22 protein-coding genes and 1 pseudogene are annotated in these 26,982 nt (G+C 73.9%); 9 read left to right on the top strand and 14 right to left on the bottom strand.

What is annotated here, in order from left to right:
* Positions 1-644, bottom strand: a pseudogene (locus ECOMGDLI_RS10125) (hypothetical protein); the annotation flags it as partial.
* Positions 645-926: 282 nt separating this feature from the next.
* Between ECOMGDLI_RS10125 and ECOMGDLI_RS10120 the strand changes: the two are divergent.
* Positions 927-2,537 (top strand): hypothetical protein, encoded by a 1,611-nt coding sequence (locus ECOMGDLI_RS10120; protein WP_088316668.1) that lies wholly within the window; start codon positions 927-929, stop codon positions 2,535-2,537.
* On the opposite strand, the gene ECOMGDLI_RS10115 is transcribed toward ECOMGDLI_RS10120, so the two are convergent.
* The 3 genes from ECOMGDLI_RS10115 to rocD form a co-directional block, all read right to left on the bottom strand.
* Positions 2,431-4,134 (bottom strand): VanW family protein, encoded by a 1,704-nt coding sequence (locus ECOMGDLI_RS10115; protein ID WP_088316666.1) that lies wholly within the window; start codon positions 4,132-4,134, stop codon positions 2,431-2,433. The two genes, ECOMGDLI_RS10120 and ECOMGDLI_RS10115, sit on opposite strands and share 107 nt — an antisense overlap.
* Before the next feature lie 116 nt (positions 4,135-4,250).
* Positions 4,251-6,278, bottom strand: a complete 2,028-nt coding sequence (locus ECOMGDLI_RS10110) for an AAA family ATPase (RefSeq protein WP_088316664.1) — start codon at positions 6,276-6,278, stop codon at positions 4,251-4,253.
* A gap of 162 nt (positions 6,279-6,440) precedes the next feature.
* Positions 6,441-7,712 carry an ornithine--oxo-acid transaminase gene (gene rocD / locus ECOMGDLI_RS10105; protein ID WP_088316663.1) on the bottom strand — a complete coding sequence of 424 codons (1,272 nt, stop codon included), beginning with the start codon at positions 7,710-7,712 and terminating at the stop codon, positions 6,441-6,443.
* A gap of 105 nt (positions 7,713-7,817) precedes the next feature.
* On the opposite strand from rocD, the gene ECOMGDLI_RS10100 reads away from it, so the two are divergent.
* On the top strand, positions 7,818-8,264 hold the full coding sequence (locus ECOMGDLI_RS10100; protein ID WP_088316661.1) for an Lrp/AsnC family transcriptional regulator: 447 nt from the start codon (positions 7,818-7,820) through the stop codon (positions 8,262-8,264).
* 102 nt (positions 8,265-8,366) lie between these two features.
* Here the strand turns inward: ECOMGDLI_RS10100 and mshB are convergent, their stop codons facing one another.
* Positions 8,367-9,317: an N-acetyl-1-D-myo-inositol-2-amino-2-deoxy-alpha-D-glucopyranoside deacetylase gene (gene mshB / locus ECOMGDLI_RS10095; protein ID WP_088316658.1), complete on the bottom strand. Its 951-nt coding sequence runs from the start codon at positions 9,315-9,317 to the stop codon at positions 8,367-8,369.
* A gap of 61 nt (positions 9,318-9,378) precedes the next feature.
* Here mshB and ECOMGDLI_RS10090 point away from each other — a divergent pair, with 61 nt between their 5' ends.
* Positions 9,379-10,749 (top strand): M20/M25/M40 family metallo-hydrolase, encoded by a 1,371-nt coding sequence (locus ECOMGDLI_RS10090; RefSeq protein ID WP_088316655.1) that lies wholly within the window; start codon positions 9,379-9,381, stop codon positions 10,747-10,749.
* Positions 10,746-12,212: an MFS transporter gene (locus ECOMGDLI_RS10085; RefSeq protein WP_088316653.1), complete on the top strand. Its 1,467-nt coding sequence runs from the start codon at positions 10,746-10,748 to the stop codon at positions 12,210-12,212. The genes ECOMGDLI_RS10090 and ECOMGDLI_RS10085 overlap by 4 nt, the downstream gene beginning before the upstream one ends.
* Here the strand turns inward: ECOMGDLI_RS10085 and ECOMGDLI_RS10080 are convergent.
* From ECOMGDLI_RS10080 to ECOMGDLI_RS10050, 7 genes are all read right to left on the bottom strand, one after another.
* A complete protein-coding gene (locus ECOMGDLI_RS10080) occupies positions 12,193-13,257 on the bottom strand; it encodes an ABC transporter ATP-binding protein (RefSeq protein WP_088316651.1) in 1,065 nt (354 codons plus the stop codon). The genes ECOMGDLI_RS10085 and ECOMGDLI_RS10080 overlap by 20 nt on opposite strands.
* Positions 13,254-14,327 carry an ABC transporter ATP-binding protein gene (locus ECOMGDLI_RS10075; protein ID WP_088316649.1) on the bottom strand — a complete coding sequence of 358 codons (1,074 nt, stop codon included), beginning with the start codon at positions 14,325-14,327 and terminating at the stop codon, positions 13,254-13,256. The genes ECOMGDLI_RS10080 and ECOMGDLI_RS10075 overlap by 4 nt, the downstream gene beginning before the upstream one ends.
* Entirely contained in the window at positions 14,324-15,319 is a 996-nt protein-coding gene (locus tag ECOMGDLI_RS10070) for an ABC transporter permease (RefSeq protein WP_088316671.1), read from the bottom strand. Before ECOMGDLI_RS10070 ends, ECOMGDLI_RS10075 begins: the two co-directional genes overlap by 4 nt.
* 174 nt (positions 15,320-15,493) lie before the next feature.
* Positions 15,494-17,257 carry an ABC transporter substrate-binding protein gene (locus ECOMGDLI_RS10065; protein WP_088316647.1) on the bottom strand — a complete coding sequence of 588 codons (1,764 nt, stop codon included), beginning with the start codon at positions 17,255-17,257 and terminating at the stop codon, positions 15,494-15,496.
* A 133-nt stretch (positions 17,258-17,390) separates the two neighbouring features.
* Positions 17,391-18,380, bottom strand: a complete 990-nt coding sequence (locus ECOMGDLI_RS10060; protein ID WP_143447624.1) for an ABC transporter permease — start codon at positions 18,378-18,380, stop codon at positions 17,391-17,393.
* A gap of 460 nt (positions 18,381-18,840) precedes the next feature.
* The gene (gene typA / locus ECOMGDLI_RS10055; protein WP_088316642.1) at positions 18,841-20,727 is read right to left on the bottom strand and encodes a translational GTPase TypA; all 1,887 of its coding nucleotides are present in this window, start codon (positions 20,725-20,727) and stop codon (positions 18,841-18,843) included.
* Positions 20,728-20,833: 106 nt separating this feature from the next.
* Positions 20,834-21,304 carry a (deoxy)nucleoside triphosphate pyrophosphohydrolase gene (locus ECOMGDLI_RS10050; protein WP_304441391.1) on the bottom strand — a complete coding sequence of 157 codons (471 nt, stop codon included), beginning with the start codon at positions 21,302-21,304 and terminating at the stop codon, positions 20,834-20,836.
* Between the two features lie 118 nt (positions 21,305-21,422).
* Between ECOMGDLI_RS10050 and ECOMGDLI_RS10045 the strand changes: the two genes are divergently transcribed.
* The 4 genes from ECOMGDLI_RS10045 (at position 21,423) to ECOMGDLI_RS10030 (ending at position 25,051) form a co-directional block, all read left to right on the top strand.
* Positions 21,423-22,082 carry a 4a-hydroxytetrahydrobiopterin dehydratase gene (locus tag ECOMGDLI_RS10045; protein ID WP_088316638.1) on the top strand — a complete coding sequence of 220 codons (660 nt, stop codon included), beginning with the start codon at positions 21,423-21,425 and terminating at the stop codon, positions 22,080-22,082.
* Between the two features lie 46 nt (positions 22,083-22,128).
* Entirely contained in the window at positions 22,129-23,421 is a 1,293-nt protein-coding gene (locus ECOMGDLI_RS10040) for a trans-acting enoyl reductase family protein (protein ID WP_088316636.1), read from the top strand.
* A 50-nt stretch (positions 23,422-23,471) separates the two neighbouring features.
* Positions 23,472-24,674, top strand: a complete 1,203-nt coding sequence (locus tag ECOMGDLI_RS10035; protein WP_088316634.1) for a hypothetical protein — start codon at positions 23,472-23,474, stop codon at positions 24,672-24,674.
* Positions 24,675-24,784: 110 nt separating this feature from the next.
* Positions 24,785-25,051 (top strand): hypothetical protein, encoded by a 267-nt coding sequence (locus ECOMGDLI_RS10030; protein ID WP_088316632.1) that lies wholly within the window; start codon positions 24,785-24,787, stop codon positions 25,049-25,051.
* A gap of 7 nt (positions 25,052-25,058) precedes the next feature.
* On the opposite strand, the gene ECOMGDLI_RS10025 is transcribed toward ECOMGDLI_RS10030, so the two are convergent.
* Together ECOMGDLI_RS10025 and ECOMGDLI_RS10020 are read right to left on the bottom strand one after the other, a co-directional pair.
* Complete coding sequence (locus tag ECOMGDLI_RS10025) at positions 25,059-25,631, bottom strand: TOPRIM nucleotidyl transferase/hydrolase domain-containing protein (RefSeq protein WP_088316630.1); 573 nt, start codon at positions 25,629-25,631, stop codon at positions 25,059-25,061.
* Between the two features lie 41 nt (positions 25,632-25,672).
* Entirely contained in the window at positions 25,673-26,206 is a 534-nt protein-coding gene (locus tag ECOMGDLI_RS10020) for a hypothetical protein (protein ID WP_088316628.1), read from the bottom strand.
* Positions 26,207-26,274: 68 nt separating this feature from the next.
* On the opposite strand from ECOMGDLI_RS10020, the gene ECOMGDLI_RS10015 reads away from it, so the two are divergent.
* A complete protein-coding gene (locus tag ECOMGDLI_RS10015) occupies positions 26,275-26,859 on the top strand; it encodes a TetR/AcrR family transcriptional regulator (protein ID WP_088316626.1) in 585 nt (194 codons plus the stop codon).
* Positions 26,860-26,982 lie beyond the last annotated feature (123 nt).

Genomic DNA, 26,982 nt, shown 5'->3' with positions numbered 1-26,982 from the left:
GCGACGACGACCCCGCCGACGCCGAGGACCCCGCCGACCGGGACGCCGGCTCCCGGGGCGCCACCGGCCACGCAGCCGTTCAGGGTCGGGTCGAACCCGGGCGGCAGGTCGTCGCAGAAGACCTCACCGTCGAACGGCTCGCCGTCGACGAAGGGGGCACCACCGTCCGCTGACGTGTCGCCGGACGTGCCGCCCGACGTGCCGCCGGACGTGCCGCCCGACGTGTCCGCCCCCGAGACCTGTGCCTGCACCCCGGTGAGGCCGGCGGCGACGGCACCCGCGACGTCCCCCGCCTTGAGCAGCGGGTTCACGTCGGCGGCGAGCGCCGCCTCCCACCACGGGTCGAGCGCGGCGTCCCACGTGCTGCCGTAGTAGATCCCGGACCGCCGGTCGCCGAGGGACACCGCGACGACGACGACGTCGGGGGCCAGACCGGTCGGGTCGCCGGCGACCTTCGGGCAGGCGGCCGCGGCCTTCTCGACAGCCGCGTCCAGGTCGCCGCCCGGGACCTCGGCCCACACCCGCACCCAGGGCACCGCACCGGCCGCCCGTAGGGCGTCGACCGCCTCGGCCACCGCGGTGTCGGAGGCGACCTCGGCGGCTCCGGGGGCGAGGACGGCGGAGCATCGGCCGGCGGCCGGCACGGACGACGTCCTGGGCGGCGCTGCGCGCGGCNGCGGGCGCGGCGGGGGCGAGCGCGAGTGCCCCGGCCGCGAGCGCCACGGCACCGGCCGCGCGCAGCGCCGCCCAGGACGTCGTCCGTGCCGGTCGCCGGGCGGGGCGGGTCCCCCGAGGTACGTGGACGGTCACGGTGCCCTCCTGATGCGCCCGCCGGCCGCCCATCATGGCGGCCGTGTCGATCACGGCGCCAGTGCGACGCCGGCCCGCGGGGCCGGGTTCCGGCCGCGATGCGCCATCCTGGGCGGGTGCAGCCTGCAGCCGACGCGCCCCAGGTCGTCGGGCGGCTCGGCCGCTTCGACGGGACGACGTTCGCGCCGGTCGTCGAGGGCGAGGTCGACGCCGCGGTCGTCCACGTCTTCGTGCACGGCTGGATGCCCGGCTTCCGCACCCGGGAGCGGCTGCTCGCCGCGACGGACGGCGTCCGCGCGCTGCACGCCTGGGACCCGCGGCTCGTCGACCCCGACGGGCGCCCCCTCGTCGCCGACTACACCCCGCTCCTCGAGGCGCTGCACGGCCTCGGGCCCGACCACGCGGTGCTCTGGTACTCGTGGATCGACGAGTCCGCGACGGACGCCGACGTCCTGCTCGCGCACCGTTCCCGGCAGGCCACGCAGATCAACGGCCGACGCCTCGCCGTGGCCCTGCAGCGGGCGCTCGCCCGGCGGCCCGGGCGGCACGGGCGTCTGCACCTGCTCGGGCACAGCCACGGCAGCGCGGTCGTCACGCACGCGGCGGCGTCGCTGCGCCGCCCGCCGGACCACCTGACCTTCCTCGACGCACCGGAGAACCAGCTGACCCGGATCGGTGGCGCCGCCGACCTCATCGACGCGGTGCTGCCCCGGCTGCACCCGGGCCGTGAGCGGGGACGGGTCTTCGTCGACTCGTACACGTCGATGTTCGGCGGGCCGTACCACCGCCGTCCCGGGCTGGCGGCCGTCGTCGACGTCTCCCTCACCCCACCGCTCACGGCGACGCTCGACCCGGTCCGGGCCGTGACCGCCGCGCACCTGTACGCCGTCGACTGGTACGCGCGCTCCGTGCGCGAGCTGCAGCGCGGGGTGGGGTACGGCTGGTCGCCGCTCGTGACGGAGGCCGCGCCGGGCGGGCCAGGCCCGGCCGTCGCGGACCTGCACCCCTGGTACACGGCGCCGCTGGCTCTGCGCCCGCTCGACGTCCGCCGACGTCCCGAGCTGCCGCTGGCGGCGACCGCCGGCCGGCTCGCCCGGCGCAGCCAGGTGCGGCACCGGCCGCTCGAGGGCGCCCGCCTCGCCGTGACCCCGGCGGCCCCGGACGCCGCGCTGTCCTTCACGACCGCCCCCGGCGACCAGCTCCTCGAGTTCGACCTGTCGGTGCACGGCGGGGACGGCGGCGAGCAGCTCGACCTCGCGGTCGACGGGGTCGCCGCGTTCCGGTCGCTGACCCGCTACCCGGTGCCGATGTCGGGCCGCTACGTCATGCTCGCCGACGGCCGCCCGGGCGAGCACCTGCTCACGGCACGGCTCACGTCGCGCCGGCCGCCGCTCGGCCGGCGCGCGGGCGACGATGCCGCCCGGCCCGTCACCGTCCACGTGACGAACCTGCGCCTGGTGAACACCCCCGGCGCCGCGGCGGGCTTCTCCCCGACCAGGACCATGGGCGCCGCGTTCGTCGCCGGGGCGGCGTCCGGCAGCCTCGTGACGCTCGTGACCCTCGTCGCGACGGGCTGGACCGCGCGCCGGGTGCTCGCGGCCCTGACCCGGCGCCGGGCCGCTACCGCGGCGGCGGGGTCGAGGCCGAGGGCTTGGGCGCGCCCGGCTTGGGCCCGCAGATCACCTTGTCCTCGGCGATGTACGTCGTCCGGAACGTCTCGCGTTTGACGACCTTGCCGTTCTTCTTGAAGATCCGGCCGACCGAGACGTCGAAGCCGCCGTTCGCGTCCTGCGGCACGCACCCGGGCTTGGGGTCGTAGATCGTCTTCGGCGCCCGGAAGTTCGACCGGGCGCTCTTCGTCGCCTCGATGTCCCAGGTCTTGGTGCTCCAGAACGACACGTGGACCTTGGTGTCGACCCACGCCTGGATGAGGACGGCGTACTTGGAGTCGTTGCGCCACTTGAGGTCCACGGTCGGCCAGTTCACCGTGGCCTCGCGGCCCTCGGGGTAGCGCGAGATGTAGAACGAGTGCGGCTTGTGGTAGATGTCCTCGAGCCCGGTGAAGAAAACGTTGTTGAAGATCGTCGTCGCCATCTGCGAGACGCCGCCGCCGTAGTCCTGCACGAGCCGGCCGCCGCTGATCGCCGGCGCCGGGTTGTACCCCTTCTCCGGGGTCCGCTTGCCGAGGACGGCGTTGAGGCTGAAGGTCTCCCCCGGCAGCACGAGGGTGCCGTTCACCGTGCGCGCGGCGATCCGGAGGTTCTCGGTGCGGCCGGCGTTCGGCGTGAGGACCGTCGTCCACGTGGACGTGCGCTCCTTGACCCCGAGCGCCTTCGCCTCCTCGGTCGTGAGGTCCGGCTCCTTCTTCGTCACCGGGGCGACGACGGTGCGGGTCGCCGGGTCGGTCGCGACGAGCGCGGTCGCCGCGGCGGTGCCGAGCCTGCCGGCGTCGACGGTCACCCCGTCGACGGCGGGCACGATCTTCGGCTTCCCGCCGGACAGCACGATCTTCGCGTCCTTCGGCAACTTCGCGATGGTCGGCTCGGCCTTGAACAGGGCCGCGGAGAGCTTCGCGCCGTCGACGGTCAGAGCGAGCCGGCCGTCCTCGCCGAGGGTCGTGCCCAGCGCCGGGACGACTGCCTTCACGGGCAGGGAGACGGTCTTCTCGCCGACCTTGACGGGCAGCGGGCCGGACGTGGCCGGCGTGCCGATCTCGCTGACGGCACGCTCCACCTCGTCGGCGTGCACCTGCGGCTGCTGCTCGGCCGAGGGGACGTCGATCGGCCCGGTCGCGGTGAGCCAGCGGTCGTGGACGACGCGGACGGCGCCGTCGACGTCGACCGCGCGCCCGACGACGGGTGCGACCGGCTCCGCGCCGGCGGCCGTGAACGTCAGCCCGCCGTCCTCGGCGGGGACGTCGAGGGCGGCCTTCGCCCCGGTCACGGCCGCCCGCAGCTTCGCGGCGTCGACGCCCGAGTCGCCGGTGGCCCCGACCCCGGTGAGGTGGTCCCAGACCGTCACCGGGTGCAGGACGGGCCCGACGAGGTCGTCGACGGCCCGGTCGGCGTCGACGACGAGGCCGGCGGCGACCCGGTCGAGGGTCGCCGTCCGGTCCCCGGCGCGCAGCGTCAGCGGCGCGTCCTGCTGCGCGGCGGCCCGCACCTTGGCGACGGCGGCGTCCCGGTCGAGGCCGCCGACGTCGACACCGGCGACGTGCCCGCCGCGCGGCACCTCCCCGGCGAACGCCACGGCGGTGCCCAGGTAGCCCGCCAGGGCCACCCCGGCGACGGCCCCGAGCCCCACTGCGATCCGACCGGGCGCCACGGCTGCCCCCTCCTGCGAACGACCCGGACCGCCCCGACCCGGTGGTACGACACTGCGGACCAGCCCATCGTAGGAAACGTACTTCGGCTACGGGCCGGGACGGGGCAATCGGCGGCTCACACGCCGGAGGACCACCCCGGGCTCAGCGGGCGCAGGTCCACGACGTCCGGGCCGGCCGGCCCGCCGTCCGGGACCGCTGCCACGGCGGGGAGCTGCGCGTAGCGGTGCCGGGCGTCGAGCAGGACGTCGGTGATCTCGTGCCCGATGAGCTCGTGCCGGGCGAGCAGGGCGTCCCGCAGGGCCTCGACGAGGTGGCGGTTGTCCTCGAGCAGCGTGCGGACGAACTCCTTCTGCTCGCGCAGGAGCCGCTCGACCATCCGGCGGCCGTCGGTGTCGCCGAGGACGCGGCCGACGAGGCCGGCGTCGGAGAAGGCCGACCCCTGGACGGCGGCGAAGGACACGAGGGTGTCCCCCATGCCGGCCTGGCCGACCATCTGGGCGGCGACGTTCGTCGCGTAGGTGAGGTCGCTGCCGGGGCCGGTCGAGACGTCCCCGAAGAAGATCTCCTCGGCGGCCTGGCCGCCGAAGGCGATCCGGATGAGGTCGCGCAGCTCGGTGCGGGAGCGGGTGTAGACGTCCTCCCGGTCGCCGTGCGCGAGCAGGCCGAGGGCGCCGCCGCGCTTGACGATCGTGAGGATCTCCAGCCGCCGGTGCGGCGCGACGAGCCAGGCGACGCACGCGTGGCCCGCCTCGTGCGTCGCGATGAGCCGCTGCTCGTGCTCGGTGTACCCGACCGGCTGGCCGAGGCCGACCTCGGTGATGAGCCGGGCGTGCTCGACGTCGGCCCAGGACATCGCCCGGGCACCGCGGCGGACGGCGTTGACGAGCGCCTCGTCGAGGAGGTTCTCGAGCATCGCCGGGGTGTACCCCTGCGTGATGCCGGCGAGGGCGTCGCGGCGCTCGTCGGTGCCGAGCAGCGGCTCGTGCGCCTTGCGGGAGAGGAAGTGGTCGACGAGCTCGCGGCGCGCGGCCTTGTCCGGGGCCTCGAAGACGAGCCTGCGGTCGAACCGGCCGGGCCGCAGCAGGGCGGGGTCGAGGTTGTCGGCGCGGTTCGTCGCGGCGATGAGCAGGATGTCGACCGGCTCGATCCGCGGCCGCGGGATCTGCCGGGCCGGCGGCAGGAAGGCGTTGACCGCGTCGACGACCGCACCCTGCACCTTCTGCCACGTCGTCGGGGTGTCGAACGACTGCATCTGCACGAGGAGCTCGTTGACGACCCCGCCGACGCCCTCGCTCACCGCGCCGTTCGCGTTGACCGTCAACGGGTTCGCCGCCGTCAGGTGGGTCACCGCGGTGCCGAGCGACGTCGTCCCGCCGGTGCCGCCGACGGCCGGCAGGCCGACGAGGCCGCCGCAGCAGCTGCCCGCGGCGAGCGAGCCCGCCGGGGCCGCCGTCGCGCCGTGGGCGCTCATCGCCATCCCGCCGCGTGTCGTGGCGATCGCGTCGATCTCCTCGATGAAGCCGATCGCCCCGCCCTCGGCGCGGGCGGCCTTGCGCAGCTCGTTGAAGTAGGAGCGGATCTTGCGGGCGGTCGCGCCGTAGTACATCGACTGGAAGCTCGTCGCGGAGACGAAGAGGAACGGCACCCCGGCCTCGGCCGCCATCGCCTTCGCGAGGTGCGTCTTGCCCGTGCCCGGGCCGCCCTCGAAGAGCAGACCCCGACGGGCCCGGCCGCCCATCTCGCGGCGGAAGGTGCGGGCGTTGAGGAACAGGTCGATCGAGCGGCGGACCTCGTCCTTGACTGGGCCGACCCCCTTGACGTCGTCCATCCGGACGTCGATCTGCTCGGGCCGGTAGAGCACGTGCGGCGAGCGGCCTGCGGCGAACGACGACCCGACGAGGATCGCGAGGAGCGCCGCGAAGAAGACGACGGCCGTGACGATCATCGGGTCGAAGGCGGGCAGCGCCGGCATCGGCACCGGGTGCCCGGCCGCCCAGGCGACGAACGGTGCCGCGGCGACGAGGAGGACGGCGACGAGCCGCCGGACCCGTGCGCGGCGCCGCCGCTCGCGGGCCGCCGTGACGTCGAGCGCCGGGGTGCGGGTGCCCCGGGTCGCGTGCCTGACCGCGTGCCGTCGTGCCACGATGCGCCTCCTCCGCGGGCCCGCCGACGCGGTCCCGTGCACACCCACGGTGAGGTGCGTGCGGCCCGTCGGATGAGCGCAGGGCGACGATGTCCACCGTCTGCCGCACCGGCGTCACCCGGTCGGCGCAGCCCGAACGGGCCAGGCGACCGGAGCGTGACCTCAGCGCCGGGCGGCGAGCGCGTCGAGGCTGTCCCCGAGCACCCCGACGGCGAGGTCGAGGTCCGCCTCGTCGATGACGAGCGGGGGCGCGAGCCGGATCGTCGAGCCGTGGGTGTCCTTCGCGAGGACGCCGCGCGCGGCCATCTCCTCGCAGAGGGCGCGGCCGGTGCCGAGCGCCGGGTCGACGTCCACGCCGGCCCACAGCCCGATCGTCCGGACGTCGGTCACGCCGCGGCCGCGCAGCGCCTCGAGCCCGGTCCGCAGCCGGGCCCCGAGCAGCCGCGCGCGCTCCTGGTACTCCCCCGTCTCGAGCAGCCCGACGACGGCCCGGCCGACCGCGCAGGCGAGCGGGTTGCCGCCGAAGGTGCTGCCGTGGCTGCCCGCCGTCATGACCCCGAGCACGTCGTGACGCGAGACGACGGCCGACACGGGCACGATCCCGCCGCCGAGCGCCTTGCCGAGCACGAGGACGTCGGGCCGCACGCCGTCCGGCTCGACGCCGCCGGCCTCGGTGGCGAACGTCGTGCCGGTGCGGCCGAGCCCGGACTGGATCTCGTCGGCGACGAGGAGCACGCCGCGGGCGTCGCAGACCGCACGGACCGCGGGCAGGTACCCGGCCGGCGGCACGACGACCCCGGCCTCGCCCTGCACCGGTTCGAGCAGGACCGCGACGGTCGTGCCGTCGACGGCGGCCTCGAGGGCCGCAGCGTCCCCGTACGGCACGACCCGGAAGCCCGGCGTGAACGGCCCGAAGCCGGCGCGGGCGGACTCGTCCGTCGAGAACGACACGATCGTCGTCGTCCGGCCGTGGAAGTTGCCGGCTGCGACGACGATCGTCGCCGCGCCGTCCGGCACGCCCTTGACGTCGTAGCCCCACTTGCGGCTCAGCTTGATCGCCGTCTCGACGGCCTCGGCGCCGGTGTTCATCGGCAGCACCATGTCCATCGCGGGGTCCGCCCTGGTCGCGAGCTGCGCGAGCTCGGCGCAGAACTCCTCGAGCTGGTCGTGGAGGAACGCCCGGCTCGTCAGGGTGACCCGGTCGAGCTGGCGGCGGGCCGCGTCGAGGAGCACCGGGTGCGCGTGCCCGAAGTTCAGCGCGGAGTAGCCCGCGAGGCAGTCGAGATAGCGCTGGCCGCCGGTGTCGGTGAGCCAGGTGCCCACGCCCTCGGCGATGACGACGGGCAGCGGGTGGTAGTTCGGCGCGACGGCGGACGGGCCGTGCCCGTCCGGCGACGAGGCGGGGCGCGGGACGGCGGGCACGGTGGCGGTCATGCTCCGACGGTACGGACGACCCCGCCCGCACCGACACCCCCCGGCATTGCCGCACCCCGGCGATCCGTTGCGCATGGGATCGGGTTGGCGGAGGATCGTTGCGCCATGGGACTCGACAGCATCGACGAGCGACTCGTCGGCCTCCTCCAGGCCGACGCCCGCACCACGTACGCCGTGCTCGGCGCCGCCGTCGGCCTCTCCGCCCCGGCGACGAAGCGCCGCGTCGACCGGCTGCGGTCGACCGGTGTCATCCGCGGCTTCACCGCCGTCGTCGACCCGGCCGCGCTCGGCTGGACCACCGAGGCCTACGTCGAGCTCTACTGCGCCCCGCGCACGAGCCCGGCCTCGATCTTCGCCATCGCCGCGAAGCACCCGCAGGTCGTCTCGTCGTGCACGGTCTCCGGCGAGGCCAACGCCCTGCTCCACCTCCGCGCCGCCGACGTCCACGACTTCGAGCGGATCCTCGAGCGCATCGAGGCCGAGCCGATCGTCGTCCGCACGAAGTCCGTCATCGTGCTGTCCCGCGGCCCGAGCCGCACGACGACCGACTGACTGACCGTCCCACCGCTCATGCTCGCGGCGCGTACCGTTCCGGCGCCCTCCGCCAGCGGTTCTCGGTACTTGCCGCGAGCATGAGCGGTCGGGCGGGTGGGGTCAGGCGCCGGCCAGCAGGTCCGTCTCGCGGCCGCTCCCGTCGAACGGGCCGGCCTTCTCGCCCTTGACGAGGCGGTAGAACTCGAACCCCGCGAGCGGCTGGCCGACGCCGTTGCTCAGCGCGAAGAACGGGCCCTCGACGTTGATCTGGGTGGCGTGGGCGCGCAGGGCCGCCGACTTCGCGTCGACGTAGGCGGAGCCGTCGACGGCGGACGTCACGAGCTCGTCGGCGACGACCATGCTCGGGAGCGGGCCGTCCGGGCTCATGCCCTCGAAGGGGTTCTCGCCGGTGGCGTCGAGCCTGCGGAGCGTCTCGCGCATGAGGCCCTCGGGGATGCACACCCAGTAGACCTTCGGGACGTCCCAGCCCGGCACCTCGCCGTCCGGGCCGGGCGCCGGGGCCGCGGCGAGCTCGACAGCACGCATCGCGACCCGGTGCGCCTGCACGTGGTCGGGGTGGCCGTAGCCGCCGCCCGGGTCGTACGTCGCGAACACCTGGGGGCGGACCTCGCGGACGACGTCGGCGAGGCGTGCCGCGGCCTCGTCGACGTCGGCGAGCGCGAACGCGCCGGGCCGGGTGTCGGGCGCGGGGACGGCGACCCCGTCCGGGCCCCAGGCCATCCCGGAGTCGCGGTAGCGCCGCGGGCTGCCGCCGTCCGCGCCGCAGCGGTCGAGGAAGCGGTGGTCGTGGACGCCGAGGTGGCTCATCGCGTCGGCCAGCTCGCCGACCCGGTGGTCGCCGAGGGTGTCGTCGCGGTCGCTCGCGAGGTGCGCCAGGTCGGCCGGGATGATCTCGCCCTCCTCGCCGCGGGTGCACGTCACGAGGGTCACGTGCGCCCCGGCCGCCGAGTACCGGGCCATCGTGGCGCCGTTGTTGATCGTCTCGTCGTCCGGGTGCGCATGGACGAAGAGCAGGCGTGCGGTGGGGACGGGCTCGGTCGGGGCGGTCATGGCTGCGATTCTGCCTCCCGGGGACCGGCCGGGCGCACCCGCCGCGCAGTAGCGTTCCGCCATGCCGACCGGGGCCACCGATCCGCCCGCCCAGCCCGAGCCGCCCGGGCCGCCACGTGCGGTCGCGGCTCTGCAGGCGCTCGTCCGGCTGCCCACCGTGAGCCACCGCGACCCCGGGCTCGTCGACACCGCCGCGTTCGACGCCTTCCACGCCGAGCTGGCCCGGCGCTTCCCGCTGCTGCACGCCCGGCTCGAGACGACCCGGGTCGGCGGGCACGGCCTGCTCTTCCGCTGGCCCGGTGCGGACGACGCCCGGCCGGTCGTCCTCATGGCCCACCTCGACGTCGTCCCCGTCGACGAGCAGGCGCCCTGGCAGCACCCGCCGTTCGGCGCCGACCTCGTCGACGGCGCGGTGTGGGGCCGCGGGACGCTCGACGACAAGGGTCCGCTCGTCGTGGTGTGCGAGGCCGTGGAGTCGTTGCTGGAGAACGGGTTCACCCCGGCGCAGGACGTGTGGCTGTCGTTCGGGAGCGACGAGGAGGTGCTCGGCGCGTCGGCGGTCGCCGCCGTCGAGGAGCTGCGCCGCCGCGGCGTGCGCCCCTGGTTCGTCCTCGACGAGGGCGGCGCCGTCGCCTCCGAGGCGCTGCCGGGCGTCGCCGCCCCGGTCGCGGTCGTCGGCGTCACCGAGAAGGGCGTCACCTCGCTGCTGCTGCGCGCCGAGGGCCGCGGCGGGCACGCGTCGACCCCGGCCCGCAACGGCCCGACGGCGCGGCTCGCGCGCGCGATCGCCCGGCTGGACCGGACGTCGATGCCCGCACGCACGCCGGAACCGACCCTCGAGCTCTTCCGCCGGGTCGCCCCGCACCTGCCGGGTCCGCTGCGCGCGGTCGCGGCGAACGCCCGCCGGCTCGGGCCGCTGCTCACCCGCGCGCTCGTCGCCGCCGGTCCGGAGACCGCCGCGATGACCCGGACGACGCTCGCGGTGACGACGCTGACGGGCTCCCCCGCGCTCAACGTCATCGCCTCGACCGCGACCGCCGGGGTCAACGCGCGGCTCATGGTCGGCGACACCGTCGAGGACGTCGTCGCCGCGGTCCGGCGCGCGGTCGCCGACGACTCGGTCGCCGTCGAGGTGCTCGAACGCGGCGAGGCGTCCCCGGTGTCACCCGTCGACGACCCCGCGTTCGCCCTCCTCGAGGCCACGACCCGGGAGGTCTTCCCGGACGCCGTCCCCGCGCCCTACGTCATGATGGCCGCCACCGACTCCCGGCACTTCACCGCGATCTGCGACCGGGTCTACCGGTTCGCCCCGCTGCGGATGACGAAGGCGCAGCGGGCGGCGATCCACTCCTACGACGAGCACGTCCGCGTCGACGACCTGCTCGACGGTGTCCGCTGGTACCGCCACCTCCTCGAAGGGCTGCCCGGATGAGCCTGCCCGCACCCGCCGTCACCGCCGCCCGCGGCCTGGCCCGCGTCGTCGGCGTCCTGGTCTGCGTCGAGATCGCCAGCGGCGTCCTCCAGGGCTACTACACCCCCGTCTGGTCCGACATCGCCGACCACCTCTCGATGCGCGACGCCGACGTCAACTGGTTCGAGGCCGCCCAGCTCGTCGTGTCGGCGCTGCTCGTCCCCCTGCTGGCCCGGCTCGGCGACCTCTACGGCCCCAAGCGGGTGCTCGTCGGCGCGACCGCGATGACGGCGCTCGGCTCGTGGGTGCTCGCGGTCGCGCCCGGCTTCACGACGTTCCTCGTCGGGTTCGCGATCCAGGGCGCGTACGTCGTCTGGCTGCCGATGGAGGTCGCCATCGTGCACCGCCGGACGGCGGCCACGGGCCGGCAGGAGCTCCTCACCCGCCGGGCGGCGGCCGTCCTCGTCGGGGCGCTCGAGCTCGCCGTCATCGTCGGGGCGCTGACGAGCGGCGCCCTCGTCGCCGCGACCTCGATGAACGTGCTGCTCATGCTCCCGGCCGTCGTCGTCACCGTGGTGCTCGTGCTCGTCGTCGTCGGGGTCGAGGACTCCCCCGGCACCTCGGACGGCGGCCTGGACCTCACCGGGCTGGGGCTCGTGACGCTCGCGCTCGGGCTCGTCATGGCCGGCCTCATCACGGTCCGGCTCCAGGGGCCGGGCTCGGTGCTCGCGTGGGCGCTCGTCGCGGCCGGGCTGGCGACCGGCGTCCCCTTCGTGCGGTACGAGGCCGCGCACCCCGCACCGGTCGTCGACGTCCGGCTGCTCGCCCACCCGGCGCAGTGGCCGGTGCAGCTCACGGCGTTCCTCTTCGGGATGTCCGTCCTCGGCGCGCAGATCCCGCTGTCGACGTTCGCCCGCACCGACCCGGCGGTCGCCGGCTACGGCCTCGGCGCGGACGCCTCGTTCGTCTCGACGCTCATCGGGCTCTACGTCGTGAGCCTCGCGGTCGGCGCGTTCACCCTGCCGCTCACCACCCGCCTGCTCGGGCGGCGCGGCGCCCTCGTCGGCTCGAGCCTGCTCGTCGCCCTCGGGTACGCGCTGTGGTTGCCCTTCCACGCCACGACCGCGCAGGCGCTGCTCAACATGGCGGTCGCGGGCCTCGGGTCGGGGGCGCTCGTCGCGGCCCTGCCGGCGGCCGCCGCGGCCGCGGCACCGCCGGAGCGGACCGGTTTCGCGACCGGGATGACGAACGCCACGAAGACGGTCGGCGGCGCGATCGCGTCGTCCGTCTTCGCGATCGCGCTCGCCTCGACCGGCTCGCTCGAAGGACCGGACACCGGGCACGCGCCCCTGGCCGGCTACCTCACCGTGTGGTCGGTGTGCGCCGTGGCCGCGCTCGGCGCGGCGGTCGCGCTGCTCCGCCTCGCCGACCCGGCCACGGTCACGCCGACCGCCGGTGCCCCCGTCAGGCCTGCGGCGGGGTGAAGCTCACCGGCTCCTTGGCCGGCTCCGGGAAGTGGCAGGCGACGGAGGTGCCGGGCGAGATCTCGCTGAGCGGCGGGATCTCGGTGGCGCACCGCTCCTGGGCCTTCCAGCACCGGGTCCGGAAGACGCAGCCCGACGGCGGGTTGGACGGCGAGGGCAGGTCGCCGGTGAGGACGATCCGCTCGCGCTGGCCGCGCATCGACGGGTGCGGCAGCGGGATCGCCGACAGCAGCGCCTTCGTGTAGGGGTGCCGGGGCGACCGGTAGAGCGAGTCGCTGTCGGTGATCTCCATGACGCGGCCGAGGTACATGACCGCGATCCGGTCCGCGATGTGCCGCACGACCGACAGGTCGTGCGCGATGAAGACGTAGGCGAGGTTGAACTCGTTCTGCAGGTCCTCGAGGAGGTTGAGGACCTGCGCCTGGATCGACACGTCGAGGGCGGAGACCGGCTCGTCGCAGACGATGAGCTTGGGCCGCAGCGCGAGCGCCCGGGCGATGCCGATGCGCTGCCGCTGGCCGCCGGAGAACTCGGCCGGGAACCGGTTGTAGTGCTCGGGGTTCAGCCCGACGCGCGCCATGAGCTCCTGGACGGACTTCTTGACACCGCCCTCGGGGTTGACCCCCTGGACCTCCCACGGCGAGGAGATGATCTTTCCGATCGTGTGCCGCGGGTTCAGCGACGAGTACGGGTCCTGGAAGATCATCTGCGCCGAGCGCCGGACCGGCACCATCTGCCGCATGCTCAGCTTGGTGACGTCCCGGCCGTCGATCTCGATCGTGCCACCGGTCGGGTCGAGGAGGCGGAGCATGGTGCGGCCGGTCGTCGACTTGCCGCAGCCGCTCTCCCCGACGAGACCCACGGTCTCGCCGGCGTGGACGTCGAGGTCGATGTTCTCGACGGCCTTCACCTGGCCGATGGTGCGGCGCAGGAAGCTCGACTGGATCGGGAAGTACTTCTGCAGGCCGCGGACGCGCAGGACGACGTCGCCCACCGGCGTGCTCGCGCTCCGCGGGCCCGCGTCGGTCAGGTTCGGCGTGGTCACGCGACCTCCTCGGTCCCGGTGGCCTTGACGGCCAGGGTTCGCTTCTGGTCAAGGGTGAGGAAGCACCGTGCGTCGTGGCCGTCGTCGACCGGCGTCAGGTCCGGGCGCTCGGTGTCGCAGCGGCCGTCCGGCACGTGCTGCGCGTAGGCGCAGCGGGGCCGGAAGACGCAGCCCTTCGGCAGGTTGATGAGCGACGGCGGCTGGCCGGGGATCGGCTCGAGGCGCTTGCCCCGGTCGGCCTCCATGTCGGGCACCGAGGACATCAGGCCCCACGTGTACGGCATGCTCGGCCGGCTGAAGATCTCGTCGACCCCGCCCCGCTCGACGACCCGGCCGCCGTACATGACGGTCACGTCGTCCGCGCTCTCGGCGACGACCCCGAGGTCGTGGGTGATGAGCACGATCGCCATGTTGTACTCGGCCTGCAGCTCGCGGATGAGCTCGAGGATCTGCGCCTGCACCGTGACGTCGAGGGCCGTGGTGGGCTCGTCGGCGATGAGCAGCGCCGGGTTGTTGATGAGCGCCATCGCGATCATCGCGCGCTGCCGCATGCCGCCCGAGAACGAGTGCGGGTAGTCGTCCACGCGACGGGCGGCGTTGGGGATGCCGACCCGGTCGAGCATCGACACGGCGCGCCGGCGGGCCTCCGCCTTGGGCACCTCGCCGTGAGCCTGGACGGCCTCCACGAGCTGCTTGCCCACGGTGTAGAAGGGGTGCAGCGAGCTCAGCGGGTCCTGGAAGATCATCGCCATCCGCTGCCCGCGCAGGGCGCGCAGCTCCGCGTCGGGCGCGGTGACGATGTCGACGCCGTCGACCCACGCATGACCGGTGATCTTCGCGGCGCGCCGGCTGTGCAGGCCCATGATCGCCTGGCTCGTCACGGACTTGCCGGAGCCGGACTCGCCGACGATGGCCATGGTCCGCCCGCGTTCGAGGGCGAACGAGACCCCGTCGACGGCACGGACGACGCCGTCCTCGGTCTGGAACGAGACCTTCAGGTCGTCCAGCTCGAGGAACGCGCGCTTCGTGGTGCCTGCGGCGGTGGCCGGGCCGGTGGACTGGGCGGTCACGAAAGCCTCACCCTCGGGTCGATGACCATGTAGAGCAGGTCGACGACGAAGTTCGCGATGATGATGAACGTGGCGGCCACGAGTGTGACGCCGGTGATGACGGGCAGGTCGGAGTCGATGACGCTGCCGACCGCGAGCCGGCCGACGCCCGGCAGGTTGAAGATCTGCTCGACGATGATCGCGCCGCCGAGGAGAAGACCGAGGTCGAGGCCGGCGGCGGTGACGATCGGGGTGAGCCCGGCCCGCAGCGCGTGCTTGACCGTGACCGCCCGCTCGGTGAGGCCCTTGGCGCGCGCGGTGCGGATGTAGTCCTCGCCGAGCGTCTCGACCATCTGGGTCCGGGTGAGCCGGACGTAGAAGGCCGCGGACGCCGTCGCGATCGTCAGCCAGGGCAGCAGCATCGTGTCGAAGAACTTCGGGAAGTCCTGCGTGGGTGGGTAGTAGTCCGGGTACGGCAGCAGGCCGAACTGGACGATGACGACGATGAGCATGATGAGGCCGACGAAGAACGTGGGAAGCGAGTAGAGGACCAGGGCGGTGCTCTGCAGGGCGACGTCGAGCCATCGACCTCTGTTGAGGGAGGCTATGACGCCGCCGGTGACACCGATGGCCATCCACAGCACGAAGCTGCCGAGCGCCAACCACATCGTGACCGGCACCGCCTCGGTGATGAGTTCCGTGACCGGCTTCTGCTGGGAGAAGGAGTAGCCGAGGCACGGGGCCGGGCAGTCGATCTCCGCGACGCCCTGGCCCTCGTTGTACGTCCGGCCGGCGAAGATGCCCTTGACGTACGTCGTGTACTGCTCGGTGAGGGGCTTGTCGAGGCCGAGCCGGACGCGGTTCGCCTGGACGACGTCGGGCGTGCACGACTTGCCGCACGTGAGCCGGGCCGGGTCGGCCGGGAGCACGGAGAAGAGCAGGAACACCGTGATGCTGAGGCCGACGAGCATGACGACCATGGCGCCGAGGCGTTTGACGACGAAACCGAGCACCTGCTCCACCCTCCGAGAGACGTGCTGTTCGCTGCCGTGCCCGGCCCCGCCCACGAAGGCGGCGGGACCGGGCACGAGCTTCGAGCTGTACGACCCGGTGGGGGCGCGGGTGCGCCCCCACCGGTCACGGTACGCCTCAGACGCGCCGTGTGGATCATGCCCTGGAGGGCGGGATCACTTCTCCAGGTACAGGTCGTTCCAGGACGGGCCGCCGAAGGCGGGGTTGATGTACGCCTTGCCGCCGAACGACGCCGTCTTGACCTTGCTCCCGAAGATCTCCTGCTCCTTGCCGAAGCGGGTCGGGATGATCAGGCCGAGCTGGACGGCCTGCTTGTTGAGCTCCTGCCACTTCTTGGCCTGCTCGTTGCGGTCGAGCGTGGTCTTCGCGTCGTCCACCGCGGCGACGAACGTCTTGTCGTCCCACTGCGACATCGGGAAGCCGCCGTCCGGCGTGAAGAGCTCCGGGATGACCGTCGACGCGTTGAGCCAGTCCGGGCCCCAGCCGGCGCCCGAGACCGAGCCCTGCTTGGCCGGGTCGAGGACCGTCGGGTAGTACGCCGACTGCTCGATCGGGTTGAGCTTGACCTTGAAGCCGGCCTTCTCCCACGACGCCTTGGCGATCGCCGCGGCCTTGTCGGCCGTCTGGTCGTCCTTGGCCTTGCCGTAGTCGAACACGATCTCCGGCGGGGTCTCGCCCGACTCGGTGATGAGCTTCTTGGCGAGCTCGACGTTGCCGGTCGCGGGGACCGGCTCACCGAGGAGACCGTCCCAGAGGCCGGTCGGCGCGTAGTCGATGCCGATGTTCGGCTTGACGGCGCCGTCCGCGAAGTCACCGGCGAAGGTGCCGCCGGCGAGCTTGCGGAGGGCCTCACGGTCGAGCGCCGCCATGAGGGCCTGGCGGTGCTTGACGTTCGGGACCTTCTTGGTGTTGATCGCGTAGTAGCGGACGAACGGGTCGAGCTCGTCCGTCGCGCGCGCCGCGTTCTGCGGGTTGTCGAACACCGTCGCGAGGTCCGCCGGGTCGATCCCCTCGGCGGTCACGGCGAAGGCGTCGTCACCCGTGGACTTGATGAGCCGCTGGTCGATGACCTGCGGGTTGATGCTGAAGGACATGACGACCTTGTCCGGGAACGCGTTCCGGATCGGGTCGCTCTCCTTCTTCCACGCGGTGTTGCGGACGAGCGTCAGCGCCTTCTTCTCGACGTACGACTCGATCTTGTACGGGCCGCTGGAGACCGGCGCCATGTCGTACTTCTCGCCGGTGTCCTTGGCCTTCGGGACCGGGCTGAAGGTGAGGAGCGTCGTCGTGCCGTTGAAGTCCGGCACGGGCTTGTTGAGGTTGAACGTGATCGTCGTGCCCTCGCACGTCACGGCCTTGTCGTACGCCGCGACACCCTCGGGGGTGTTCTTGTACGGGCCGGTGTAGATGCTCGCCCCGTCCTTGCCCTTCGGGATGTCGAGCATCGAGACGGCGTACTGCGGGCCGTCGGTGATGACGTCCTGGGCGAACGAGCGGGAGACGCCGTACTTGACGTCGTCGCACGTGATGGCGCTGCCGTCCTCGTACGTGATGCCGTCGCGCAGCGTGAACTTCCACACCTTGCCGGTGGCGTCCGGCGTGCCGGTGTCCGTCGCGAGGTCGGCGACGATCTTCGTGCCCGCCTCGCCCTGGCCGGTCGCGTACGTCGTCAGCGACCGGTGGAGGAACGTCCCGGCGAAGGCGAGGTCGACGCCGGTGTAGTTCCGCTGCGGGTCGAGGTGAGCGATCTTGTCGCCACCGCTGAACACGTTGAGCGTGCCACCGGCCTTGCTGTCGCTGGAGCCGCTGCTGGCGGTTTCCCCGCCGGCGCCGGTCGAGCTGCCACCGCTGCAAGCAGCGAGCGTCAGCAGCGCGCCGGCAGCCACGGCGGCGATCGCGCCGGGCTTCCTCTTCACCATGTGTTCCTCCGGGAGAGCGATAGACGGTGCGCCTGGTCGGCCCGTCTTGTGTCCGGACACCGTTCGGTGGCCGGTTGCCCGCCAGTGCGGGGGTCTGTGGGGGTGCGGGGTCGCACGCGCGGCAGGCCTGTCGTCAGACCCGGCCGGCCCTCGGGTCGAGCGCGTCGCGCACGGCGTCGCCGAACAGGTTGAACGACAGCACCGTGATGACGAGCCCGATCGAGGGGAAGAGCAGGTACGCCGGGTACGTCTGCCAGTAGTTGATCGAGTCGGACAGGAGCTTGCCCCAGGTGGGCAGGCTCGCGTCCGTGCCGACCCCGAGGAAGGACAGCGTCGCCTCGGCGGCGATGTAGCCCGGCAGCGAGATCGACGAGTAGACGATGACCGGCGCCCAGAGGTTGGGGACCAGCTCGGTGAGGATGATCCGCCGGCGCGAGGCGCCCATCGCCGTCGCGGCCTCGACGAACTCGCGCTCGCGCAGGCTGATGACCTGGCCGCGGACGATGCGCGCGATGTAGGGCCAGCCGAAGATCGCGAAGAAGAGGATCAGGTACGTGATCCTCGAGAAGTTCCCCCCGGGGACGCCCAGTGCGGTGAGCCGGTCGATCATGACGTTGCTCAGCGCGAGCAGCAGGAGCAGCTGCGGGAACGTCAGCGTGAGGTCCATGAGCCACGTCAGCGCGCGGTCGACGAACCCGCGGGACGCCGCGGCGATCGTGCCGAGCAGGACCCCGATGGTCACGGTGAGGACGACCGAGGTCAGCGCGATGAGCAGCGACACCCGGGCGCCGTAGAGCAGCAGGGCGAGGATGTCCTTGCCCGTGCCGGGCTCGATGCCGAACGGGTGCGCGAGCGTCGGGCCGCTGACCGGCCGGCCGGCGTCCGCGATGAGGTCGGAGTTGCCGTCCGGGCTGACGCCGAGAAGGGCGCACACGACCGGCGCGAACGCCGAGACGAGGATGATGAAGATCGCGACCCCGAGGCTCGTCATCGCGGTCTTGTTCCGGCGCAGCCGGCGCCACGCGAGCTTGCCCGGGCTCAGCCCCTGGAGGGCGGGGGCGGAGTCCGCCGCCTCGAGGGCGTGGTCCGCCGCCACCTGCATGTCCGCCTGAGAAGTACTCACGGCCTCCCGATCCACCCTTCCAACGGACAACCTTCCTGTCCAACGGCGTTCTGACAGCAAAGACCACCCGCAGGCCGTGCCAGCAGCCGCACATTAGCCGAACCGCAACGGAGTTTCACCAGCCCGTCGGGAACGCTTGCACTCCCCGAGCGCCGCCGTTGGGCCGGATCCGGACGCAACCCATTAAAGACCTGTCCAGTTTATGGCGATTCTTGCCATGCTCGGGGTTGTTTGCCCCCTTTTGCCTACGTCGAGAAGCGACAAAACGGGCTCTCGCAGTTTGCATACGGGCACATCGCGGTAACGCAAAGGCAACGTAACGATTTGGGTACCGATGACCGCGGCCGGATCACCCCGACGACCTCCCGGCGGAGCGCCCTACCTCAGAGTGAGCAGTGACTCACTCTGAGGTAGCAGTGAGGCCCGCCACCCGGACGGTGACAGGCCCCCTGCGGACTGCTCAGCCCCGGCGGTTGCGCGCGCGGACCTTCTCGCGGTCCACGGCGTTGAGCTCGACCTTGCGGATCCGGACGGCGTCCGGGGTCACCTCGACGCACTCGTCGTCCCGGCAGAACTCCAGGCACTGCTCGAGCGACAGCTTGCGGGCCGGCACGAGGCGCTCGAAGTCGTCGGCGGTCGAGGACCGCATGTTGGTGAGCTTCTTCTCCTTGGTGATGTTGACGTCCATGTCGTCGGAGCGGGAGTTCTCCCCGACGATCATGCCCTCGTACACCTCGGTGGTCGGCTCGACGAAGAGCGTGCCGCGCTCCTGGAGGTTCGCGATCGCGAAGGACGTCGCCGACCCCGACCGGTCCGCGACGAGGGAGCCGGTGGGCCGCGTGCGCAGCTCCCCCACCCACGGCTCGTAGCCCTCGAAGACGTGGTGGGCGATGCCCGTGCCCCGCGTCTCGGTGAGGAACTCGGTCCGGAAGCCGATGAGGCCGCGCGACGGCACGCGGAACTCCATCCGGACCCAGCCGGTGCCGTGGTTCGCCATCTGCTCCATCCGGCCCTTGCGGACGGCGAGCAGCTGGGTGACGGCGCCGAGGTACTCCTCGGGGGCGTCGATCGTCAGGTGCTCGAACGGCTCGTGGAGCTTGCCGTTCACCTGGCGGGTGACGACCTGCGGCTTGCCGACGGTCAGCTCGAAGCCCTCGCGCCGCATCGTCTCGACGAGGATCGCCAGCGCGAGCTCGCCGCGGCCCTGGACCTCCCACGTGTCGGGCCGCTCGGTGGGCAGCACCCGGATCGACACGTTGCCGACGAGCTCGCGGTCGAGCCGGTCCTTGACGAGCCGGGCGGTGACCTTGGTGCCCTTGGCCCGGCCGGCCATCGGCGAGGAGTTCGCCCCGATCGTCATGGAGATCGCGGGCTCGTCGACCGTGATGAGCGGCAGCGGGCGCGGGTCCTCCGGGTCGGCGAGGGTCTCGCCGATGGTGATCTCCGGGATGCCCGCGACGGCGATGATGTCGCCCGGCCCGGCGCTGTCGGCGGAGACCCGCTCGAGCGCCTCGGTCATGAGCAGCTCGGTGACCTTGACCCGGGACATCGAGCCGTCACGCTTGCACCACGTGACCTGCTGGCCCTTCTTGATCGTGCCCGAGCGCACCCGGCACAGCGCGAGCCGGCCGAGGAAGGGCGACGCGTCGAGGTTCGTCACGTGCGCCTGCAGCGGCACCTCGTCGTCGTACGACGGGGCCGGCACCGCCTTCATGATCGTCTCGAAGAGCGGCTGGAGGTTGTCGCTGTCCGGCATGCCGCCGTCGTCCGGGCGGTTCAGCGAGGCCCGGCCGGCCCGCGCGGAGGCGTAGACGACCGGGAAGTCGAGAGCGACGTCCGGGTCGAGCCCGGTGCCGTCGATGAGGTCCATGAAGAGCTCGTACGTCTCCTCGACGACCTCGGCGATCCGCGAGTCGGGCCGGTCGACCTTGTTGACGACGAGGATGACCGGCAGGTGCGCCGCGAGCGCCTTGCGCAGGACGAACCGGGTCTGCGGCAGCGGGCCCTCGGACGCGTCGACGAGCAGCGCGATGCCGTCGACCATGCTCAGGCCGCGCTCGACCTCGCCGCCGAAGTCGGCGTGCCCCGGGGTGTCGATGATGTTGAACGTCACACCGCCGACCGGGGCGTGCTCGCCCGCCCACCGCACCGCGGTGTTCTTCGCGAGGATCGTGATGCCCTTCTCGCGCTCGAGGTCGTTGCTGTCCATCGCACGCTCGTCGATGTGGGCGTGCTCGCCGAACGAGCCGGTCTGCCAGAGCATGGCGTCGACGAGCGTCGTCTTGCCGTGGTCGACGTGGGCGACGATCGCGATGTTGCGGATGTCGTCGCGGGTGCGCGTGGGCATCAAGAAGCCTTCGAGAGAGGTCGGGGAGCACCTCAGAGTCTACGGGGACGGCGGCGACCGCCCGGACGCGCAGGCGGGAGGGTACGTCGTCCGGCCGTACGGGACGTCAGCGGGCGGCCGGTGACCGGCCCAGCAGCGCCCGGACGATCGGCACGTCGGCAGGCAGCCAGTCGACGTCGAGCCACTGGCCCGGCCCGAGCACCCGGACGGCGTCGTGGTCCTCGATCGGGGCCGGTACGCCGTCCGTCACCCGGGCCAGCCAGACCCGCATCCGGTGCGCCGGCGGCAGCGGCCAGCCGGGCTCGGCCGGGTCCGGGCCGGGCAGCTCGTCACCGAGGACGACGCGGACGCCGAGCTCCTCGGCGATCTCGCGGTGCAGCGCCTCGACCGGGTCCTCCCCCGCCTCGACCTTGCCGCCGGGCAGCTCCCAGCCGCCCGCGAGGTGCGGCGGCTCGGTGCGGCGCGCGGAGAGCAGCGTCCGCGGTGCGCCGAGGTCGTCGACGATCGCGGCCCCGACGACGAGCGACACGGCCCGCGGGGCCGTGCCGGGGTCCGGCGGCGTCGTCGTGCTCGTCACGAGGGCGAGCCTGCCACACCCCCGCCGGGCTCCCGGCCGGACGCCTCCGCCGTCGCCCGGACGGCCCTCGCGACCGCCCCCGGTTGACCGCCGCGGCGCGCGGGACCAGGGTCGGTGCATGCCACGACTTCTCGACGCCGAAGAGCTGACGCGCCAGCTCGCCGACCTGCCCGGGGTGGCCCGCGGCCGGTGGGGCAGCCTCGTCCTCGCGGTGCAGGCACCGACCTTCGCGGACGCCGTCCGGCTCGTCGCGCTCGTCGCCGACGAGGCCGAGCAGATGGACCACCACCCGGACGTCGACCTGCGCTGGCGCACCGTCTCCTTCACCTTCTCGACGCACTCGGCGGGCGGCGTGACCCAGTACGACGTCGAGCTCGCGCACCGGGTGATCGCCGCCGCGAACGCCGTCGGCGCGCAGACCCTGCCGCCTCCCGAGCGGCTCGAGGTGGCCCTCGACGTCGTCGACGCCGACGCCGTCCGGCCGTTCTGGGAAGCCGTGCTCGGCTACCGCGAGCACGTCGCTCCCGGCGCCGCCGGGGCCGGCGCCGAGCTCCACGACCCGCGCTCGCAGACCGCCCTGTGGTTCCAGCGGATGGACCCGCCCCGCACCGGGCGCGGTCGGTTCCACCTCGACGTCTACGTGCCCGCGGACCGGTGCGCGTCACGGGTCGACGCGGCGCTCGCGGCCGGCGGCCGGCTCGTCAGCGACGCGCATGCGCCGTCCTGGTGGGTCCTCGCGGACGCCGAGGGCAACGAGGCCTGCGTCTGCTCGCTCTGAGCCGCCCCGATCCCGGGACGGCGCCGACATGGCCCAGACTGGGCGTATGCCAGCGGGAGCAGCACCAGGAGCAGCAGCGGGCGTCCGGGCGCACGACGTCGTCGTCTTCGGGGCCAGCGGGTTCGTCGGGCGGCTCGTCGCGGCGCACCTCGCCGAGCACGCACCGCCCGACGTCCGGGTCGCGCTGGCCGGGCGGGACCGGGCCCGTGTCGAGGCGGTCCGTGCGGCGCTGCCGCCGCGCGCGCAGGAGTGGCCGGTGCTCGTCGCCGACTCCGGCGACCCCGCCTCGCTCGCGGCCCTCGCGGCGGCCACCCGGGTCGTCGTCACGACGGTCGGGCCGTACGACGGCCAGGGGCTGCCGCTCGTCGGGGCGTGCGCCCAGGCCGGCACCGACTACCTCGACCTCACCGGTGAGGTCCTCTTCATGCGCGACAGCATCGCGGCGTTCGACGAGGTCGCCCGGGACAGCGGCGCCCGGATCGTGCACGCCGCGGGCTTCGACTCCGAGCCGTCGGACCTCGGGGTGCTCATGCTCGCCGAGGCGGTCCGGGGCGACGGCGCGGGCGAGCTGGGCCGGACCGTGCTCGGCGTCACGGGCGCGAAGGGCGGCGTGAGCGGGGGCACCGTCGCCTCCATGTGGGGCCAGATGGACCGGATGCGGGCGAGCAGCGACGCGGCCCGCGCCGTCGCCGACCCGTACGCGCTGAGCCCGGACCGCACCGCCGAGCCGGACCGCGGCGACGCGGCGGACGACGAGCGCGACGGCTGGGGCGCCCGCTGGGACGACCTCCTCGGCCGCTGGGTCGGCCCGTTCGTCATGGCCGGTGTCAACACCCGGGTCGTGCGCCGCAGCAACGCGCTCGCCGGGTACGCGTACGGCCGGTCGCTGCGCTACCGCGAGGTCGTCGCGCTCGGCCGGACGGCGGTGTGGGCGCCGGCCGCCGCCGCGCTCTCGGTCGGGACGGCGGGGCTCATGCTCGGCGCGTCCGTGCGGCCCGTCCAGTCGCTCATGCGCCGCTTCACGCCGTCGCCGGGCGAGGGCCCGTCGGAGTCCGCCCGTCGCGAGGGGTGGTTCACGGTCGAGGTCCACACCCGGACGACGACCGGCGCGCACTACCGCTGCGACGTCGTCGGGGTCGGCGACCCGGGCTACCAGGCGACGTCCGTCATGCTCGGCGAGAGCGCGCTGACCCTGCTCGACCCGGTGTCCCGCAGCGGGTCCGTCGCCGCGGGCGGGCGGGGCGGCGTCCTCACCCCGGCCACCGCGCTCGGGCTGCCGCTCGTGAAGCGGCTGCGGGCGCAGGGGTTCACGATCGAGGTGCGCCGGCTCGTCGGGTGACGCGGCGTCCGGCCCTGCAACGTCCGGCGGGGTTGCGGCGTCCGGCGGGCATGACCACACCCCTGCGCCGCCGTCTCGTCGTCGCCACGCTCGTCGCCGCGACGACCGCCGCGGTGCTCACCGGGTGCGGCGGCGCGGACGCCGCACCCGACGCGAGCGCGGGCGCCCAGCCGGCCGGCTGGGTCCGGCTCCCGCCGTCGCCGCTGTCGGCCCGCGAGAACGCGACGGCCGTCTGGGTCGGCGGGCAGGTGCTCGTCCTCGGGGGCGACACGACGCCGTGCCCGCCGAACGCGTCCTGCGTCGCTGCGCCCGCCGGGACCGCGCCCCGCGAGGCCGCGGCCTACGACCCGGAGACGGCGACGTGGTCCCGCATCGCCGACCTGCCGGTCGACGTGGGGTTCCCGAGCACCGTCGTCGTCGGGGACCGGCTCTACCTGTGGCAGCAGGACTGGCCTGCTGAGGGCGTCGTCACGGGTGCGTTCCTCACGTACGACGCGGCGGCCGACAGGTGGCGCGCCCTGGCCACGCCCGAGGTCGGCCTGACCGGGCTGGCGCTCACCTCGGCCGGCGGCAGGGTCCTGGCGTACCGGACCTCGCACGATGTACGCCGGGAGCCCGATCTCATGTACGACCCGGCCGCCGACGCGTGGTCCCCGCTCCCCCAGGACCCCTTCCCGCCGATGTTCGACCGGACGCTCGTCGGGCTCGATGACGGCCGCACCGTGCTGCTCGGGAGCGCGCTCGTCGAGAACCCCGGCGGCCCCGAGCCGTCGCTGTACGAGGGCGCCGTGCTCGACGCCGCGCGCACGACGTGGACCCGGCTCGTGCCGTCCGACGTCGTCGCGTCGGGACCGGTCTGGCTCGTCTCCGGGGGCCTCGTCGTCAACCCCTCCCAGGGCACGCTCGACGGCGGCGAGGTGGACAACTGGGGGCGGGCGTACCGCACGGGCGGGGCGTTCGACCCGGACGGCGGCCGATGGCTCGCCGTGCCCGAGCATGCCGTGCGTGCCGGCTGGTCCGGTGCCCCGACGGCGGGGCCCGGGTTCGTCGCCGTCCGGCCCTGGCTGCTGCGGACGCCGTCCCTGCAGTGGGAACGGATGGACGACCAGCCGGCGCCCCTCGACGACCGCAGCGGCGCGGCCGAGACCTGGGCCGGCGACCGGCTCTTCGTCTGGGGCGGCGTCCGGTACGGCAAGGGCACCGGCCTGGGCGAGCTGCACGCCGACGGCTGGACCTGGCGGCCGGCCGGCTGACCCGCCCCTCGCCGCGCGTCGTGACGCCGTCCCCGATCGGACGGCGACCGAGCGGGTGAGCACCCGGCGTTCCGGCCCCGCGCGGGTCGCGGCGTCGTGAGGATGCGGGCATGAGCACCCGCGAGCTGACCGCCGACGTGCCGACCGACGTCCCGAGCGAGGCCCTGACGCGCCGGGCCGTCTCGCGGCTGCGGCCGGTCGTGCTGCTCGCGGCCGATGCCGGCGTCGTCGCTGCGCTGTGGTTCGCGGCGACGCACGTCGTCGTACCGGCGGCCGGGCTGCTCCACGTGCCGCAGTGGCCGGTCGCGATCCTCGCCGGGATCGGCGCGGGGGTCGGCGGGATGCTGCTCGTCGTCCGGCTGCACCGCCGGTCGTAGCCCGCCGCTACCCGCCCGGTGGCCGCAGTAGCACGTGGTCGAGCAGTGCGTCGAGCGGTGCCGGCACCGCAGCCGGGTCGAGCGCCTCCACGAGGGCCGTGGCGTAGACGTGCTTGCGGCCCGACCCGGCCCCGAGGAAACGGCAGAGCTGGGCGACCGGGTCACGGCCGCGCTGGGCGGGCTGGTTCTGCATCGTGCGGAACCGCGCGAGGTCCCCGCGGGCGGCGAGGACGGCCTCGGCGGCGGCCAGCCCGAGAGCGCCGACGAGCTCGTGCTCCAGGTCCGGGTCGCAGACGAAGAACCCGTGCGCCGCAAGGCCTTCACGCCCCGGCGGGACGACGGCACCGGCCCGGGCGAGCGCGCCCCGCGCGTACCGTTCCTCCGGGGCGTCGACGAGCCCGGCGACCCGCACGCCCGGGGCCGCGGACCGGGCGACGAAGCGCGCCATGTTCGTCGCACCACCGGTGACGACGACCTGGACGCCCTCGGCGTCGAGGTCGTGACCGCGCCGGGAGGCCAGCGCCAGCACCGCGTTCCGGTCGCTCCCGCCCTCGACGAGGACGACCGCGCCGATGTGCACCCCGCGAGCCTAGGCTCGACGACCGGCGCCGGCCCAGCGACTTACGCCGCGGCGGGCTCCCGGACGGCGCGGGCCAGGACGCGCAGCAGGTCCCGGCGGATGAGCCCGCTGAACGGCCGGACGACGAGCCAGTACGCCGCGAAGCGCCGCCGCGCCACGTCGTCCGTCGCCTCGCAGAGCGTCGTCGTCTCGACGAGCGTGCGCCCGCCGGCGACCGGTGACAGCACCCACTCCATGCCGACCTTGAGCCAGCCCGGCTCGGCGAACGCCCGCAACGCGTCGAGGTCGCGCATCGGGGGCCCCATCTCGGGCACGGGCTTCCAGGGCCTGGCGACGAAACCGCTGCTCAAGGTGCGCGGCCGGTCCTCGTGGATCGGGGCGCCGGGGCCGACGTCGACCATCCGGGCGGGCTCCCGCTCCAGGGACGGCCCGAGCCGCAGCCAGACGAGCGGGCGCGTGAACGTGAGGTCGCGCCAGCGGACGGCGTGGAGGGCGTCCCAGACCTGCTCCGGCGTCGCGTCGAGCACGCGGGCGTGGTCCTCGGCGAACTGCGCCCCCGGCAGTGCCGACGCCAACGGTGTGGCTCGTTTTAGCAGCATGGTTCTAGATGTCATGTTCGCAAACTAGCGATAGGCTCCGCGCCGTGGCAAGACCCGCCAAGTTCACCCCGGACCAGTTCCTCGACGCCGCGCGCGACGCCGTCGCGCTGCACGGCCAGGACGCGACGCTCGGGCAGGTCTGCGCGCTCGTCGGTGCGCCGACGGGCTCGGTCTACCACCGCTTCCCGACGCGGGAGCACCTCTTCGTCGGCCTCTGGCTCCGGTCCGTCCGGCGGTTCCACGTCGGGCTGCTCGAGGCCGCCACGCTGCCCGACGCCCGGGCGGCGCTGGCCGCCGCCGCCCTGCACATCCCCCGGTACTGCCGCGAGCACCCTTCGGACGCGCTCGCCCTCACGCTGTACCGCCAGCAGGTGCTCGTCCGCTCGGCGCCGGCGGACCTCGCCGACGACGTCCGCAGCGTCAACGACCGGATCGCCGCGGCGACCACCGACCTGTGCCGGCGCCGCTACGGCACCGTCTCCGAGCACCTGCTCACGGTCGTCACGACGGCCGTCCGGCAGTGCCCGTACGGGCTCGTGCGGCCGTACGTCGGCGGCGAGGTCCCGCAGTGGCTGGACGACGCGGTGCTGGCCTCGAGCACGGCGATCCTGGACCTCGGGGACTCCTGACCGCAGCGGTGGGCGCGCACGGCACGACGCGGGCCGCGTCTCGTGAAACGCTGGGCCCGTTCAGTTGTGAGCGGTAACAACAGACCGGCGCCGGCCCGCCGGGGTGGTTCGCGTACTCGAGGA

This window comes from Kineosporia sp. R_H_3, from assembly GCF_002198675.1.
Lineage (GTDB): Bacteria > Actinomycetota > Actinomycetes > Actinomycetales > Kineosporiaceae > R-H-3.
This window is presented reverse-complemented; position numbering and strand designations above follow the sequence as displayed.

Excerpts from the sequence above, each read along its gene's own strand:
- ECOMGDLI_RS10065 (WP_088316647.1), bottom strand. The coding sequence starts at position 17,257 with ATGGTGAAGAGGAAGCCCGGCGCGATCGCCGCCGTGGCTGCCGGCGCG.
- mshB (WP_088316658.1), bottom strand. The coding sequence starts at position 9,317 with ATGACCGCCCCGACCGAGCCCGTCCCCACCGCACGCCTGCTCTTCGTC.
- ECOMGDLI_RS10040 (WP_088316636.1), top strand. The coding sequence starts at position 22,129 with ATGCCAGCGGGAGCAGCACCAGGAGCAGCAGCGGGCGTCCGGGCGCAC.
- ECOMGDLI_RS10035 (WP_088316634.1), top strand. The coding sequence starts at position 23,472 with ATGACCACACCCCTGCGCCGCCGTCTCGTCGTCGCCACGCTCGTCGCC.
- ECOMGDLI_RS10030 (WP_088316632.1), top strand. The coding sequence starts at position 24,785 with ATGAGCACCCGCGAGCTGACCGCCGACGTGCCGACCGACGTCCCGAGC.
- ECOMGDLI_RS10100 (WP_088316661.1), top strand. The coding sequence starts at position 7,818 with ATGGGACTCGACAGCATCGACGAGCGACTCGTCGGCCTCCTCCAGGCC.
- rocD (WP_088316663.1), bottom strand. The coding sequence starts at position 7,712 with ATGACCGCCACCGTGCCCGCCGTCCCGCGCCCCGCCTCGTCGCCGGAC.
- typA (WP_088316642.1), bottom strand. The coding sequence starts at position 20,727 with ATGCCCACGCGCACCCGCGACGACATCCGCAACATCGCGATCGTCGCC.
- ECOMGDLI_RS10085 (WP_088316653.1), top strand. The coding sequence starts at position 10,746 with ATGAGCCTGCCCGCACCCGCCGTCACCGCCGCCCGCGGCCTGGCCCGC.
- ECOMGDLI_RS10045 (WP_088316638.1), top strand. The coding sequence starts at position 21,423 with ATGCCACGACTTCTCGACGCCGAAGAGCTGACGCGCCAGCTCGCCGAC.
- ECOMGDLI_RS10090 (WP_088316655.1), top strand. The coding sequence starts at position 9,379 with ATGCCGACCGGGGCCACCGATCCGCCCGCCCAGCCCGAGCCGCCCGGG.